Genomic DNA, 14392 nt, shown 5'->3' on the forward strand with positions numbered 1-14392 from the left:
ACCATTTTCCATCTCACCTTTGTCGAGTGCTGTAGCCACGGGCCAGCGCCGACGATGGAGAAGGGTCATTGTTCCGGGTGGATGCGAAGAAGCATCTCCGCTGCGGGCCAGGCTTTTCGGCCAGTGTGCTCGCGTGCCCATTTCGGGCTTCCGTAGGTGTCGTGGGAAAGTGCATTTCTTGTCGATCCGACGCACAGTCAAGAGCAGCCTGCGTAACCGTCTCGCCGCCGTCACCATGGTGGGAGCCGTCACCACTGGTGTCGGGCTGATGGCTGCCTCTCCGGCGAGCGCCGCCTCCGACTCGTCCATCGCCCTGGCCGCCAAGAGCGCGGGCCTGTCCGGCTGCCGTGGCGTGCCGACGTCCACCTGGGTCGCCATCGCGCTGGCCGAGTCCGGCGGCAACCCGAGTGCCCGGCTGGCCACCAGCATCGAGGACTCCCGGGGCCTCTGGCAGATCAACACCTGGGCACACCCCTGGACCAAGGGCATCAACCTGTACGACACCCACGCCAACGCGGCGGCGGCCAGGAAGGTCTGTTCCATGCAGGGCCCGACCGCCTGGTCGACCTACAGCAACGGCGCCTACCTGAAGTACCTCGGCCGCGGCCACGCCGCGGGCTGACCCGGCTGAGCTGAAGCCGGACCGCGCCCGAACGCCGATGCACGGCTGAAACGGCGCGGAAGCTCGGACGCACGGAGGGCCTCCCTTTGCCGGGAGGCCCTCCGTCGTTTTCAGGGCTCAAGGCGCGTCGACGGATACCGTGGGCGGCTTTCGGGCGAGCGGCGCATCCTGGGAGGCCGCGGTCATGCGGGGTGACGCGCTGATCAGCCCGTTCGCGGCTGGTGATCTTCGCCCTGACCGCGGCGGTCGGGGACTCCGGCCGGGTGGCGATCTGACTGCTACTCGGACGATCCTGGCCGCGTGGACTGCGGACCGAATGTAGGACATGATGTTCTACACTCGGCGCATGGACCGGGTTGGCGTGCGGGAGCTCAATCAGAACACCAGTCAGGTCATCGACCGTGTTCGGCACGGCGAGACGATCGAGGTGACGGACCGTGGCCGTCCGGTGGCGCGGCTGGTGCCCATCGGTCGCGGCACGGCGGCGCTTGACCGCCTGGTGGCCGAGGGGCGCGCGATACCGCCGGTGACAGGTGGGCCTGTGCCCATGCCGCCACTTCTCGGCAGCCCCTCCGTGAGCGCGACCGATGAGCTGATCGCCATGCGCGACGAGGAGCGCTGGTGATCTATCTGGACTCGGCGGCCGTGGTGAAGCTTGTCGTGGCCGAGCCCGAAAGTGCGGCACTCGTCGACTGGCTCAACGCCCGCGACGACCTGCCGCGGTTCACCTCCGCGTTGGCGGAGGTGGAGGTCGCGCGCGCGATCAGGCGAGCGGCCCCGGAGGCATCGGGACGCGTGCCGCGAGTGCTGGACCGGATGTACCGCCTGGAGATCGATGGCCGCGTGCGGAACGTCGCGGCTGCTTTCGATGACCCACTGCTGCGGTCCCTTGACGCCATCCACCTGGCCACCGCGCTTCGACTGGTAGACGCGAACGACACCCAGCTCGAGGCGTTCGTGACCTACGACAAGCGCCTGCTCGAGGCCGCGCGTCGAGCCGATCTCCCGACCGCGTCGCCGGCCCCGCCCTCCGCCTCGGCAGGCTGACCGGCCGGCCTACGCGATGCCAGGTGGCGGAAACACGGCAGGTGCCGGAATCAGAAACAGGTCAGGTGCCGGAATAGGGCAGCCGCATGCCGATGGTGTGCGCGTCGCGCGCGGCGGCCCGGTCGAACTGTCGGGCTTCGTCAGCATGCCCGGCGCGGCGTAGCGCCTGGGCGAGCCGCCGCCGGGTACGGATCACGAACGGCACCCCACCGGTCTTCTCGGCAAGCACCAGCGACGACCGCAGGTCGGCGATGGCCTCGTCCACCCGGCCCAGCGCCAGGGCGAGGCCGCCCCGGTACAGAGCGGCGGGGCCCATGCAGGTCAGGCCGAGCACAAAGGTCACCAGCGTGTCGCCGTACCTCGCGATGCGGTCCGCGAGGCCGGCCGCCCACTCGGCCATGGCCGGGACGGCGTCGACCAACTGCGCCACGATCTCGGCGAGGAGCACGACGTAGACCGGTTCCATGGCACCAGGCGCGACGTCGGCCAGGTCCGGCTGGACGAGGCGGCGGACCTCACGGGCCGCTGACTCGGGGCGTCCGGTGTCCGCGAGCGCGAGGGCGCGGATCAGCGCCCACTCGGCGATCACCTGTTCCTCCATGTCGTCCACCTGTGGGAGGAAGTCGCCCATGGTGCCGCGGTCCCAGGCGGTGATGCCGTGGATGGTGGCGGCGGACTGGGTGAGCGCGTTGATCGCCCCGGGCGTCACGCCCGGCATCGGCCCGCCCAGAACTGCCGCGACCTCGGCGGCCTGGTCGTACCGCCCCGCATAGAGGTGATGCATCGCCTGCCAGCACCGGTCCAGCAGGTCGAAGTCAGGGTCGCGCACCTGGCGCAGCCGCCGGCTGAAGGCGGCCGACTCGCCCTCGGCGGCTTCGACCTCGCCCAGCTCCCACAGGACGGCCCGACGCAGGTGCCGGGCCACCAGCTCGCCGCTCGGCGGGCCCTCGACCGTCGCCAGCAGCGTGTCGGCGATCGCCAGCCGAAGGCCGGTGTGCGCCGGTGTCCAGGCCGCGAGCGCCCGGGCGATCAGCAGGCCGGCCGGTTCCTCGGCCGCCCCGGGCCGGGTCGTGCGCTGTTCGGCGAGCACCTCGGCGGCCCGCCCGATGAGCCGGCTGGCCGCCGCCGGCTCCCCATAGCACGCCCGGACGGCCGCCGAGGTGAGCAGCCGGAGGCGGAGGTCCCCTTCGGCCGCGGGCAGGGCCGCCGCCGCGGCGTCCAGATCGGCGATCAGGCCCGGCACCGGGACGTAGAACAGGGAGCTGTAGCCGCCGACCGCGTCGCCGGCGCGGGTCAGCGTCGCGAGGCCCGCGCGGACGGTGTCGCCGTGCGCGGTGGCGATCCTGGCTGCCTCGGTGAGGACCTGCTGTGCCTCCGCGAAGTCGGCGGACCGCCGTAGTGCCTCGCCGCGGATCACCATCAGGTCGACCCGCAGGTCGGGATGGTCCCCGGGGACGAGGTCGAGACCGTGGCCGGCGAGGGTCGCCGCGTCCTCGAACGCGAACTGCGCGAGTGCGGCCCTTGCCGCGGCAGCCTGCGCCTGGGCGGCGCGCAGGTCGGGATGTCCGGCCGCGGCTACGCGGAGGTGGTGCGCGAGCACCGCGGCAGGCACCGACGCGCCCTGGTGGGCGACCAGGGCGTCGGCGACGAGGCCGGCCAGCCGGGCCCGCTCGGCCGTGCCCATCCCGACCAGCACGGCCTCCCGGACGATGTCGTGGGTGAACCTCAGCCGGCCAGGGGCGGGCACGTCGGCCAGCCCGGCGGCGACGGCGATGTCCACCGCGTCGAGCGCGCCGGCCTGGGGCAGCCCGGCGGCGGCTGACACCACCGGCAGAGCCGCCTCGCGGCCGACCACGGCGGCCGCGGCGAGGAGGCTTGTCAGGCCGGCGGGCATCGCGGCCAGCCTCGCGAGCACGGTGTCGCGTACCCCGGTCGGCAGTGTGCCGGCCGCCGTGGCCTGGTCAACAGCCGTGGCCTGGTCGTCTGCCGTGGCCTGGCCGGCGGCCGTGGCCCGGCCGACAGAGGTGGTCGCCGCCAGCCGGGCGAGCTCGACGACGAAGAAGGGATTGCCGGCGGTGCGGCGGCGGACCGCCGCGGCCTGCTCGGGGGTGGGCGCCATGCCGCTCACGGCGCCGAACAGGCGGCCGACGTCCGTCGGCGGGAGCCCGGCCAGCTCCACCCTGGTCAGGGCGGGGTGACGGGCGAGCACGCCGAGCAGCCGGCGGAGCGGCTCGCCGTCCTGGCCGTCACCGGCGGGGTCGCCTGGGGCGGCCGTCCCGGCGCGCCCCGGGCGGAAGCTGCAGACCAGCAGCACCGGGACGTCTGTCAGCTCGCTGGCGAGGATCTCCAGCATCGCGGTCGAAGCCGGGTCGGCCCAGTGGAGATCCTCGAGCAGTGCCAGCACCGGACCGGCGGAGGCGAGCTCGGCCAGATGGCGGCCGATCGCCAGCGCCACCTCGAACCGGACCGGACCGTCACCGTCCCGGACCGCCCCGAACGCGCCCACCACCTCCGCGGGCAGTCCTCGTAGCAGCTGCCGCCATGGCCAGTAGGCCGGGGCGCCGGAGACCTGCGTGCAGCGGCCCCACCGGGTCTGCGCCGGTACCCGCCGGGCGAGTTCCTCCAGCAGCCGGGTCTTGCCGATGCCTGCCTCGCCGGAAAGCAGGGCCACGCCGGTCGTCAGCCCGGTGGTGGTCCGCTCCCACGCCTGTTCGAGGGCGGCGAGCTCCCGGTCTCGGCCAAGCAACGGCAGCTGCCCGCCGGCGGCCCCGGCTCCGGCGGCCCCGGCCCTGGGGGTGGCGGGCGCGGGGGCGGTGGCGGCCGGGGCGGCTAGGACGCCGGTGTGGGGGACGCCGGGGCGCGCCAGCCCGGCATCGTGGCGCAGGATCGCGGTCTCCAGCTCCCGGAGATCCGGCCCCGGTTCGAGGCCCAGATCATTCGCCAGGGTCTGCCGTGCCTGACGAATAACGGTGAGCGCGTCGGCCTGCCGGCCGCCGCGGTACAGCGCGGTGGCGAGCTGGGCATGCAGCCGCTCCTGCAGCGGGTGCTGGCTCGTCAGGACGCGCAGCTCACCAATCACCGCATCGTGTTCGCCCAGGTCGAGCCGGACGGCGAGAAGGTCTGCCCGGACGGCCATCTGGTCCTCCGCCAGCTTCACCCGCGCCGCTTCGGCTGTCGGGTGGTCCGCCAGGTCGGCGAACGGCTCACCCCGCCAGAGGGCGAGCGCACGCTCCAGATGAGCGCGGGCACCGACCGGGTCCCCGTCGTCGAGCGCCCGCCTGGCCAGGGCCCGTGACTCGTCGAGGCGCCCGGTGTCGAGATCGGCGGGGGAGACCGCGAGGGCGTAGCCCGAGCCTCGGGTGACGAGCAGCCGGTACGGCGGGCTGGCCCCGGGCTCCAGGACCCGGCGCAGCACGGACAGATGCGCCTGCAGCGTGGACCGCGCGGCGGGTGGCGGTTCGCCCTGCCACAGCTCGTCGGCCAGTGCGTCGGCGGTGACGGTGACGCCGGGCCGCAGCAACAGGAGGGTGACCAGCTCCCGGCGCCGCCGCGGGCCGAGCTCCAGCGGGGAGCCGTCGCGGGCGGTGGCGATGGTCGGTCCGAGCACACCGAACCGCACGGGAGAGGAGCCGCTCACCGCTCCGATCGACCCTCCCCGATTCGCCGCCGGCTGGGCACCAGCCGGACGCAAGGCGCACGCAAGGCATTCACCGCAGGACGGCCAGCGTAGTCGGCAACAGTCGTCCCTGGTGAAGGGATCGGCACCCGGCCGCCCGGTCATGAAGGAGAAGCCATGTCCGCTCTGGAGTCACAGCCACTCGCCGGCGCGCCGCCGGAGCCGCGCCCGGAGCCGCGCCCGGAGGCCGCCGTGCCGGCGTGGCCGGATGACACGACGCTGCGCCGGGTGCTGCTCGGTGCCGGCGGTGTCCTGTTCGCGCTGGGAAACCTGCTGCACCCGCTCGAGCACAACGAGGCGGCCGAGCAGGCGGCGACCTGGTCCGCCGCCCACCTGCTCTTCGGAGTCGGCGGTGTGCTGATCGCCGCAGGGCTGCCGCTGCTGGCCGGCCGCCTCGGGCCTGGCCGGCTGGCCCGGGCCGCCTACGCGCTGGTCTGGATCGGGTTCGTGACGATGCCCGCGAACGCCTACATCGAGCTGTTCGTCGCACCGAACATCGACCACCACACCCTGCACGAGATCGAGTCCGACATGACGCTGGTCGCCCTGCCGGTCGCGTTCGCGTTCATCATCGGAGTTCCGCTGCTCGGCATCGTCGGGTGGCGGGCCGGCGGGCTGTCCAGGCCGGTGGCCGCGGGTCTCGTCCTCGCCGGTGTGACGCTCCTGTTCGGGCAGGGCCTGCCGGTGAAGGAAGGCTACTGGATCATCCCGGCTACCGTCGTCGCAGGCCTGGCGCTGGCGGCAACCACCCTGCCGTGGAGCGACAGCAGCCGGCCGCGACGAGGCGGGAGCTGAACGAGTGCGCCCGTTCCACACCACCTCCGGCACCGCCGGGGGTGGCCCGCGGACGGTCCCACCGGGCAGGCCGGCGCCCGTGCCGCTCGCCACCGCGACGACGACCGGCGGCTCCTACGGCCTGCTCCGGGTCCGGCTGCTGCCCGCCGACGAAGCGCCGTACCTGATCCACCACGGCGAGGACCGGTCGTTCGTCGTCCTGGACGGACGGATGCGGGTCGAGGCCGCTTCACGCCACTTCACCGCCGTCACCGGAGACCTCGTCTTCGTCCCCCGCGGCCGGCCGCACCGGTGCCTCGCCCTGGACGGGCCGGCCGACGTGCTCATGCTGTTCACACCGGGTGGGGCCGAAGGGCTCTACCTCGCGCTCTGGCCGCCGGGGCACGACGCCGACCTCATCGTGCCGCTGTCGGCCGAGTACAACGTCGACGTGCTCGCCCTGCCTGCCCAGGCGCCGGACGAACCGCACCATCACGACGGTTGATGTGCCTCCATCCGACACCGGCCCGGCGACTCCACGGTGCGGGCCGGCCACGTCCTCGGTATCCCATGCCACCGGTGATCAGACAGCGCCCCGCCCCGAGTAGGCGGAATCCAGCAGTGCGAGCAGACCGCCTGTGAGCTGCCCGGGCTCGGTGATGCGGGCTCGGTGGGTGACCATCGAGTTCCATGAGCCGGATGGTTCGAGCGCCGGATCGACCAGACCGGGGTCCAGCCTGAGCCCGAGGTCGAGGCGATCACCGGTGGGTGCGACGATGGCGAACTTCCGTCCGCCGCGGGTGAAACCGACGTACTTCGTCGTCGGCGCGATCCCGGTGTCGTTTCCGAGCCCCTGCACGTGCTTGAGCAGCGCCTCGTAGGTCGGCGCCCAGACAGTGCGAGGCCCCGAGAAGAGCGTCGCAACGCTGTCGCTGGTCGCTCCTGTGACGCTGATGGGCAGGGCTTCCTTCAGCACGGCGACGATGGCCATCGCATGGCCCCGACCCAGCCCGTGGTCCGCCGCGAGCCAGGAGATCACGTCGCCGGGTCTGATGGCCACGTCGAGCAGGCCTCGCTCGCCGGCGAGGCGGACGAAGTCGTCCGGACCGAGCCCGGTCCTGTCCCTGATGGTGTTGAGATAACCCTGGAAACTCACCGGTGTGCTCCTTCGGAGGATTCGAGCGGGATCGGCGCGGGAGGGGTGCCGGGCATGGATTGGTCGCGACCGAGGTCAACAGCAGGCCGGCGGCGACCTGGGGTCGGTTGCTCATGGCGCTGCGCCCTCGTCGTCGGCCGGGTCATCGGCGGGGCGGATCAGGGCGTCGAGTCCGGCGAGTCGCCGGGCCAGGAGGGCCTTCTCGGGCTCGTTGTGCGTCGAACGGATTGCCCGGCGCAGATAGTCGGCGGCCAGCAGCGGGTTGCCGTCGGCTGTCTCGATCTCCGCCATCGTCGCCGCGAGATAGGGGTAGTCGGTCATCCGGGTGTCCGCGAGAAGCGGGGCAAGGATTTCGCGTGCGGCCGCGGTGCCATAGGCCTTCCAACGCGCGATGCCGCGGCTCAGTTCGGCCACCGGGCTCGGGTGCCGTTGGAGGTAGGAGTCGTACAGCTGCGCGATCCGCCGCCAGTCTGTCTGCTCGTAGGTGAGTGCCTGGGCGTGACACGCAGCGATCCCGGCCTGATGGGTGTACGGGCCGCCGCCCAGCCGGATCGCCGTAGTGAGGGCCTGTAACCCGCGGCGGATGAGCAGGCGATCCCAGCGCATCCGGTCCTGGTCCGCAAGCAGGACAGGTCCGTCGGCACCTCGACGGGCCCGGAAACGGGAGGCGTTCAGTTCCATCAGCGCGAGCAGACCGTGTGTCTCGGCCGCGTTCGGCAGGACGTGGACCAGCATCCGGCCCAGTCGCATCGCCTCACCGGCGAGGTCGGGGCGGGTCCAGTCCGGGCCGGACGTGGCCGTGTAGCCCTCGTTGAAGATCAGGTAGATGACCTCCAGGACTGTTGGCAGCCGCTGGAGCTGCTCAGCCGTCGTGGGGTTCTCGAACGCGATTCCCGAGTCGCTGATGGTGCGTTTCGCGCGAGAGATTCGCTGGCCCGCGGTCGCGGACGGGATGAGTTGGGCGCGGGCGATCTCCTGCGTGGTCAGTCCGCCGAGGAGGCGCAGTGTCAGTGCCACGCGTGCGTCACGTCCGAGAGCAGGGTGGCAGCACACGAACATGAGCCGCAGGATGTCGTCGTCGATATGGCCGTCCGCGCGGTCCTCCATCGAGACCTCCTCGTCCGGTGCCTGGTCATGTGCGATGCGCTCGTACTTCGAGCCCAGGTCGACGATGCGGCGGAGCTGAGTGATCGCGATGCGGCGAGTCACCGTCATCAACCAGGCACCCGGCCGGTCCGGAAGTCCGTCGACGGGCCACTGCTCCATGGCAGCCACGAAAGCGTCCTGCGCGACCTGCTCCGCCAGGCTGGGATCTCGCAGGATGGCGTGCGCTGCCGCCACCAGGCGAGGGAACTCGATGCGCCACTGGTTCGCGACGACGTCGGGGTCGACAGTCCCCGGGCCCGCGGTCGGGTCCGCGGCCGGGTCCGGTGACCGCGCTGGGGCCGGTTCGGTGTCCGGTTCGGTGTTCAGCTCGCGTCCCCCGGCCCGCCGGCGCCGGTGACCTGACGAATCTCGACGTCGCACTCCCCGTCATGCGCGATCGCGAACCGACGGCCCCACTCCTTGGCTTCCGCCAGACTGCGGGCCTCGATGAAGGCGAATCCTCCGACGACCTCCTTCGCCTCGGGGAAGGGCCCGTCGGTGATGCTGACCTCGCCGCCGTGGGCCTGGATGCGGGCTCCGTAGGCGCTTGGGAGCAGGCCGTCGGCCTGGAGCAGCACCCCGGACGCGGCGGCCTCCCGGAGGAACTCGCCCATCCGTCGCATCAGTTCGGGACTGGGCAGGTTGCCGGCTTCGAAGTACTCGTTCGACTTGCTCATGATCAGGAAACGCATCGGTCGTTCTCCTCGTGTGGACCGCTCCGGCGGACTCGCGCCCTCGACGGCTGTCACCCCTACGTCGCGTGAGTGGGCCGGTTTTCGACATGCGGCGAACAGATGTTTCCAGGCCTTGACGCAGGGCGGCGGGCGTTGGGGAGCAGGCTACGGCGCCGGCGGTGGTCGCCGGCGCGGGTCGCCGGCGCGATCTTCCGCCTTCCGCCTTCCGCCTTCCGTCGGTTGCCCCGCCCGGGCAGGTTCGTCGCGGCGCGGTGTCGAAACCGCCAGGCCGCCGATCGACGTACCGGTGCGACTGCCGCCGCAACATCACCCGTCAGATGCACCACATCAACATGAACAGGACCTGCCATGCGCCTTCTGACCGCCAGCTACTTCATCTCGCTCGACGGCGTTGTCGACTCTCCGCAGACCTGGCACCTCCCGTACGCCAACGAGGAGGTGATGCAGGTCGTCGGCGAGGCCATCGCGGGGGTCGACGCGCTTCTCCTTGGCCGTCACACGTTCGAGGAGTGGAAGGCCTTCTGGCCCGGCCAGAGCGGCTACCCACTGGCCGACTTCATCAACGGTGCGCACAAGTACGTCGCGACCGACACCCTCACCGATCTCGGCTGGGCACCGTCGACGATCCTTTCGGGGGACGTGGTCACCCGGGTCGCCGACCTGAAGAGCTCCCCGGGCGGTGACATCGCCATCAACGGCAGTGCGACCCTGACCCGGCACCTGCTCCAGGCCGGGCTCGTCGACGAACTGCGCCTGCTCGTGCACCCGCTCGTCGTCGGCAGGGGCAAGCACCTGTTCGAGACCGGCTCGGCGCCGGTCGGGCTGGCGCTGGAAAGCCAGCGGACCTTCGGCAACGGAGTGACCTACCAGGTCTACCGACCGGCTCTCGCCGCCAACGCCGCCAACGCCGCCTGAGCCCACCGGCAACAAGCGATCTTCCGTATCTGGAGGGAACCATGAGCACCACGTCGGCCGGCACCGGCTTCGAAACCACTATGGTCACGTCACGCGACGGCACGGTCATCGCCACGGATTCGATCGGCTCCGGCCCGCCGCTGATCCTTGTGGGCGGAGCCTTCAGCTACCGGCGATGGAAGGGCTTCGTCGACCTCGCGAGGCGGCTGTCCGACACGTTCACCGTGTTCGGCTATGACCGACGCGGGCGCGGCGAAAGCGGCAACGGCCCGTCGGACGCCGCCACCGACCTGGTGGCCCGAGAGGTGAACGACCTCGCTGCCGTCGCCAGGCTCGCCGGCCGCGATCCCCTCATCTTCGGGATGTCATCGGGTGGTGTCCTCGCTCTGCGCGCGGTCGCGGCTGGCGTGCCTGCCCGCGGGGTGGTCGTCTACCAGCCGCCGTTCGTGGTCACAGATTCGGGCACTGTCCCACCGGCCGACTTCGGATCCCACCTGGACGGGCTCATCGCCGAGGGCAGGCGCTCGGCAGCCGTCCACTACTTCATGACGAGGGGCATGGGCGCGCCGGTGCCGATCGTCGCGTTCATGCGGTTGGCGCCGTTCTGGAAGGACCTCAAGGCCGTCGCGCACACCCTTCCCGCCGACGTCGCCGTCATGGGCGGGACGGTCCAAGGAATGCCGCTCGACCTCGACCCCTGGAACCGGGTCGAGGTACCCGTGCTCGTCCTCGACGGAGGCAGGAGCCCGAAAGGCACCGCGCTCGCGGCGTCCCAACTCGTCAGCCGCCTGCCCGCCGCGGAGCGAGTCACCCTGACCGGGCAGGGGCACAACGTGTCGATGGCGGCGCTCGAGGACGCGATTCGCGGGTTCGGCGCCGGACGCACGCCCGACTCCTGAACGGACGGCCGCAGGGGCAGACAGCCGGCGCTGGTGTGGGCCGCACGGAAGATCCGGCGACGGGTGCACTGGATGTCGAACGGGTGAATATAGATTGAAGTCGGTGTCGGGGAATCGGCGACAAAATGCGTCGGGAAGTACTGTGGCGTGGACAGCAGCTCGGGCAAGAAATGAAAGGACAGCAATGAGGCGCGTCTTCACGTCATTTCGGCTGGTTGCCCTGTTCGTGGCCGCTTTTGTCGGCATGGTACTCGCTCCCGGAGCGGCATTGGCGGCCGCTCCGGAGCCCACCGGTTCGTTCTCCGTCGTCGCGGACGACTGCCTGTTCGGCTACACCAAGGGCGAGCTTTCCTGGCGCACCCTCGGCACCCCCGGAGTTCCGGTCGTGGACGTCAGGGGATCGGTCTACGACATGTACAACAACGTGTGTCTGCCCATCCGCGACGACGGGCTTCGTACCACCGCGTTCTTCACCGCCTACAGCGGCACCGTGCCGGTGGACCTGGCGGCACGGCAGGTGGACAACGGGGAGCGCGCATTCGCGTTCACGCTCCAGCCCGGTGGCCTCGTGGGCACCATCGACCACGTGACCATCCGGGTCTGCCGTACCGCCGTCCCCGGCGCGGTGGCTCCGTCCTCCAGCTACTGCGGCGCGCCGCAGACCTTCTACGCCCCGACCCGGTAGTCACGGCGCGGTGTCCGGCGCACCGGGACTGGCAAAGGCCACCGAGACGGCCTGAGGCCTTGGATGAGGGCGACCACGGCCTGTCCGTGGTCGCCCCGGGCACTACGAGATCTTCGCGATGGCGCCGCAGGAGAGGGCCGGCGCGCTCCACTTGCCGTCCTTGAGGTGGGCGAGTGTTCCGCAGGGTGATGCGGCGACATGGTTCAGCGGCCAGCGGGTCTCCGGTACCGCCCCGGTGACGTAGTTGGTGTAGTCGCCGTTGAGGGTCTTCAGCAGCGCATCGACGGTGAGGTCACGCCCGACCTTCTGCAGGGCCGTGACGAGCATGTCGGCCGCCCAGTAGCCGGCCATCGCCGGCAGGCTGTCCGGCAGGTCCGGGGCGTACGCCTTGAAGTCCGTCAGCATCTGGTTGATGCCGGCGATGTCCGTGGACAGACCAGGCTGCCACTGCATGACCGCGTAGGTGTCCGCGAGCTCCTTCGCCCCGGCCAGGCGCGGGTCGTAGAAGGGGGTGAGCAGGATTCCGTCGTACCCGGCCGCGCGGAAGGCGCCGAGCAGCTTCACGGCGTCACCGACCGGCGTGACCATGAACACCGCCGCCGGCGGCGCACCCTGGTCGGCGGTCATGACCGCCTGGACGATCGGAGTCGGGTCGGAAAGGCCGGAGACGGGGATCGGTGTCTTCTCGTAGACGACGTCGAATCCGGCGGCCTGGAATCCCTGGGCCACGGTGATGTTTCCCTGGCGAGCGGCGTCGTTGTCGATGCCGATCATCGCGATGCTCTTCGGGGATCCCGCTGGGATGAGGGCGTTCACCATCGCGGGCGGCCCGGTGTTCACCGAGATCCGCTGCTCGGCGGTGGGTGTCTGACAACCGACGATGCTGAAGCCGATGGCGTTTCCGCAGAAACCGCTTTCGGTTCCCCAGCCGAAGAACGGTGTGACCTCTTTGCAGAACGTGTCGAGGTAGCTGGACGTCGTGGTGAGCACCGGTGCCGCGGCGAAGACCTCCTCCCGCGACACGAGCGAGGTGGCCTGGGCGGAGTTGCGCGCCGGATCCGAGCCGTCGTCGCGCACGCCGATGTAGTCGATCTTGCGGCCGGCTATCCCACCCTCGGCGTTCGCGCGGGCGAATCGCGCCTTTGCGCCCGCGTCGGCGTCACCGAACGCGATGCCGCTGGGGCTCGTCACCGTCGCCAGTCCACCGATCTTGATGGACGTGTCGGTGACACCGCGAGTGGGGTTCGAGGCCTTGCCCTGGCAGTCCAACGAGGCCGGGTCGACGGTGACGTCGGTCTGGTTCCAGCCGTGGTCCGCGCCGAGCTTGAGCAGGGCCGGATCCACGGCGGCGGTGTCGTTGCCGCTGTCCCCGCCGCCGCATCCGGCGATTCCGACAACACCTGCCACAGCCAGGATCAGCACCGATTTCCTGAATAACCTTCGCACCTGGTTTCCTCTCTTCTGTGAAACCGGACATCGTGTGTCAGGGCCCTGCCCGTCGAGGGCCAAGATGCCCGCGGCGCCGTCGTCCTCGCCGCGAGCCCCGGTCGTCATGAGCCTTTTCCGGCGTCGACGCGGACCTGCGACGACCCTGAATGGCAAACGTGAGATGGAAAAGGCTCAATGGTCATGGGATGACCACCGAGCGCAGGACGTCTCCGGTGTGCATCCTGGAGAACGCCGCTTCGACGCCGTCCAGCGAGATCTCCTCGGTGACGAAGGCGTCCAGGCCGAGCCGGCCCTGAAGATAGAGATCGATGAGCATCGGAAAATCCCGCGACGGCAGGCAGTCGCCATACCAGGACGACTTCAGCGCGCCGCCGCGACCGAACACGTCGAGCAGTGGCAGTTCGAGAGTCATCTCCGGCGTGGGGACGCCGACCAGGACGACGGTGCCAGCCAGGTCGCGGGCGTAGAAGGCCTGTCGGTAGGTTTCCGGGCGGCCGACGGCGTCGATCACGACATCGGCACCGAAGCCGTCGGTGATCTCCCGGATGGCGGCGACCGGGTCGAGTTCCTTCGCGTTGACGGTGTGGGTCGCGCCGAAGCCCTTCGCCCACTCGAGCTTGCGGGGATCGGTGTCCACCGCGATGATCTTGGCCGCGCCGGCGAGGTGGGCGCCGGCCACCGCGCCGTCTCCGACGCCGCCACAGCCGATCACCGCGACGCTGTCACCGCGGGTGACCCCGCCGGTGTTGACCGCCGCCCCGATACCGGCCATCACTCCGCAGCCGAGGAGCCCGGCTACGGCCGGGCGTGCGGCGGGGGAGACCTTCGTGCACTGGCCGGCGTGTACCAGGGTCTTCTCGGCGAAGGCGCCGATGCCCAGGGCCGGTGACAGCGCCGTCCCGTCGGGCAGCGTCATGGGAACGGAGGCGTTGTGGGTGGCGAAGCAGTACCAGGGCCGGCCCCGCAGGCAGGCGCGGCAGGTGCCGCAGACCGCCCGCCAGTTGAGCACCACGAAGTCGCCGGGGGCCACGTCCGTCACGCCGGCGCCGACCGACTCGACCACTCCGGCGGCCTCGTGCCCCAACAGAAAGGGAAAGTCGTCGTTGATGCCACCGTCGCGGTAGTGCAGATCGGTGTGACAGACCCCGCAGGCCTGTATCCTGACGACCGCCTCGCCCGGGCCGGGATCGGGCACCAAAATGGTGGTCAGTTCTACCGGCCTGCCTTTTCCGCGGGCGATCACACCACGGACTTCCTGCATTATCGGTCTCCTCGGAACCCTCAGAATATTTTCCGTCTCACGGCGCGGGAGTGTCAGGGGCGCCGCA

General features: G+C 71.0%; 14 protein-coding genes. 8 read left to right on the top strand and 6 right to left on the bottom strand.

Annotated elements, in window-relative coordinates; genetic code table 11:
* Positions 1–169: 169 nt before the first annotated feature.
* The 3 genes from FREUN1FDRAFT_RS07260 (at position 170) to FREUN1FDRAFT_RS07270 (ending at position 1669) form a co-directional block, all read left to right on the top strand.
* Complete coding sequence (locus tag FREUN1FDRAFT_RS07260) at positions 170–622, top strand: transglycosylase SLT domain-containing protein (RefSeq protein ID WP_006539337.1); 453 nt, start codon at positions 170–172, stop codon at positions 620–622.
* A 346-nt stretch (positions 623–968) separates the two neighbouring features.
* Positions 969–1247, top strand: a complete 279-nt coding sequence (locus FREUN1FDRAFT_RS07265; protein WP_035950569.1) for a type II toxin-antitoxin system Phd/YefM family antitoxin — start codon at positions 969–971, stop codon at positions 1245–1247.
* Positions 1244–1669 (top strand): type II toxin-antitoxin system VapC family toxin, encoded by a 426-nt coding sequence (locus tag FREUN1FDRAFT_RS07270; RefSeq protein ID WP_006539339.1) that lies wholly within the window; start codon positions 1244–1246, stop codon positions 1667–1669. Before FREUN1FDRAFT_RS07265 ends, FREUN1FDRAFT_RS07270 begins: the two co-directional genes overlap by 4 nt.
* 61 nt (positions 1670–1730) lie before the next feature.
* Here FREUN1FDRAFT_RS07270 and FREUN1FDRAFT_RS07275 read toward each other — a convergent pair whose 3' ends face one another.
* Complete coding sequence (locus tag FREUN1FDRAFT_RS07275; protein ID WP_006539340.1) at positions 1731–5306, bottom strand: AfsR/SARP family transcriptional regulator; 3576 nt, start codon at positions 5304–5306, stop codon at positions 1731–1733.
* A 156-nt stretch (positions 5307–5462) separates the two neighbouring features.
* Between FREUN1FDRAFT_RS07275 and FREUN1FDRAFT_RS07280 the strand changes: the two genes are divergently transcribed.
* Both FREUN1FDRAFT_RS07280 and FREUN1FDRAFT_RS39555 read left to right on the top strand, forming a co-directional pair.
* Positions 5463–6140, top strand: coding sequence for a hypothetical protein (locus FREUN1FDRAFT_RS07280; protein WP_006539341.1), 678 nt, complete (start codon positions 5463–5465; stop codon positions 6138–6140).
* A 4-nt stretch (positions 6141–6144) separates the two neighbouring features.
* Positions 6145–6624, top strand: a complete 480-nt coding sequence (locus FREUN1FDRAFT_RS39555) for a cupin domain-containing protein (protein ID WP_006539342.1) — start codon at positions 6145–6147, stop codon at positions 6622–6624.
* Between the two features lie 78 nt (positions 6625–6702).
* Here the strand turns inward: FREUN1FDRAFT_RS39555 and FREUN1FDRAFT_RS39560 are convergent, their stop codons facing one another.
* The 3 genes from FREUN1FDRAFT_RS39560 to FREUN1FDRAFT_RS07305 form a co-directional block, all read right to left on the bottom strand.
* A complete protein-coding gene (locus tag FREUN1FDRAFT_RS39560) occupies positions 6703–7275 on the bottom strand; it encodes a DUF4287 domain-containing protein (RefSeq protein WP_006539343.1) in 573 nt (190 codons plus the stop codon).
* A gap of 111 nt (positions 7276–7386) precedes the next feature.
* Entirely contained in the window at positions 7387–8802 is a 1416-nt protein-coding gene (locus FREUN1FDRAFT_RS07300; RefSeq protein ID WP_006539344.1) for an RNA polymerase sigma factor, read from the bottom strand.
* Complete coding sequence (locus FREUN1FDRAFT_RS07305; protein ID WP_006539345.1) at positions 8745–9113, bottom strand: YciI family protein; 369 nt, start codon at positions 9111–9113, stop codon at positions 8745–8747. The genes FREUN1FDRAFT_RS07300 and FREUN1FDRAFT_RS07305 overlap by 58 nt, the downstream gene beginning before the upstream one ends.
* Before the next feature lie 351 nt (positions 9114–9464).
* Between FREUN1FDRAFT_RS07305 and FREUN1FDRAFT_RS07310 the strand changes: the two genes are divergently transcribed.
* The 3 genes from FREUN1FDRAFT_RS07310 to FREUN1FDRAFT_RS07320 all read left to right on the top strand — a co-directional run bounded on the left by FREUN1FDRAFT_RS07310 (position 9465) and on the right by FREUN1FDRAFT_RS07320 (position 11615).
* A complete protein-coding gene (locus FREUN1FDRAFT_RS07310) occupies positions 9465–10031 on the top strand; it encodes a dihydrofolate reductase family protein (protein ID WP_006539346.1) in 567 nt (188 codons plus the stop codon).
* 41 nt (positions 10032–10072) lie between these two features.
* Positions 10073–10930 carry an alpha/beta fold hydrolase gene (locus FREUN1FDRAFT_RS07315; protein WP_006539347.1) on the top strand — a complete coding sequence of 286 codons (858 nt, stop codon included), beginning with the start codon at positions 10073–10075 and terminating at the stop codon, positions 10928–10930.
* Between the two features lie 184 nt (positions 10931–11114).
* Positions 11115–11615 (top strand): hypothetical protein, encoded by a 501-nt coding sequence (locus FREUN1FDRAFT_RS07320; RefSeq protein WP_006539348.1) that lies wholly within the window; start codon positions 11115–11117, stop codon positions 11613–11615.
* Between the two features lie 102 nt (positions 11616–11717).
* Here FREUN1FDRAFT_RS07320 and FREUN1FDRAFT_RS07325 read toward each other — a convergent pair whose 3' ends face one another.
* Positions 11718–13037, bottom strand: a complete 1320-nt coding sequence (locus FREUN1FDRAFT_RS07325; RefSeq protein ID WP_006539349.1) for an ABC transporter substrate-binding protein — start codon at positions 13035–13037, stop codon at positions 11718–11720.
* A 205-nt stretch (positions 13038–13242) separates the two neighbouring features.
* Positions 13243–14325, bottom strand: coding sequence for an S-(hydroxymethyl)mycothiol dehydrogenase (locus tag FREUN1FDRAFT_RS07330; protein WP_006539350.1), 1083 nt, complete (start codon positions 14323–14325; stop codon positions 13243–13245).
* Between the last annotated feature and the right edge of the window lie 67 nt (positions 14326–14392).

Source organism: Parafrankia sp. EUN1f, from assembly GCF_000177675.1.
GTDB lineage: Bacteria > Actinomycetota > Actinomycetes > Frankiales > Frankiaceae > Parafrankia.

Bases quoted from the DNA above. Each gene is read 5' to 3' on its own strand.
- FREUN1FDRAFT_RS07265 (WP_035950569.1), top strand. From the start codon at position 969: ATGGACCGGGTTGGCGTGCGGGAGCTCAATCAGAACACCAGTCAGGTC.
- FREUN1FDRAFT_RS07280 (WP_006539341.1), top strand. From the start codon at position 5,463: ATGTCCGCTCTGGAGTCACAGCCACTCGCCGGCGCGCCGCCGGAGCCG.
- FREUN1FDRAFT_RS07305 (WP_006539345.1), bottom strand. From the start codon at position 9,113: ATGCGTTTCCTGATCATGAGCAAGTCGAACGAGTACTTCGAAGCCGGC.
- FREUN1FDRAFT_RS07310 (WP_006539346.1), top strand. From the start codon at position 9,465: ATGCGCCTTCTGACCGCCAGCTACTTCATCTCGCTCGACGGCGTTGTC.
- FREUN1FDRAFT_RS07315 (WP_006539347.1), top strand. From the start codon at position 10,073: ATGAGCACCACGTCGGCCGGCACCGGCTTCGAAACCACTATGGTCACG.
- FREUN1FDRAFT_RS07320 (WP_006539348.1), top strand. From the start codon at position 11,115: ATGAGGCGCGTCTTCACGTCATTTCGGCTGGTTGCCCTGTTCGTGGCC.
- FREUN1FDRAFT_RS07330 (WP_006539350.1), bottom strand. From the start codon at position 14,325: ATGCAGGAAGTCCGTGGTGTGATCGCCCGCGGAAAAGGCAGGCCGGTA.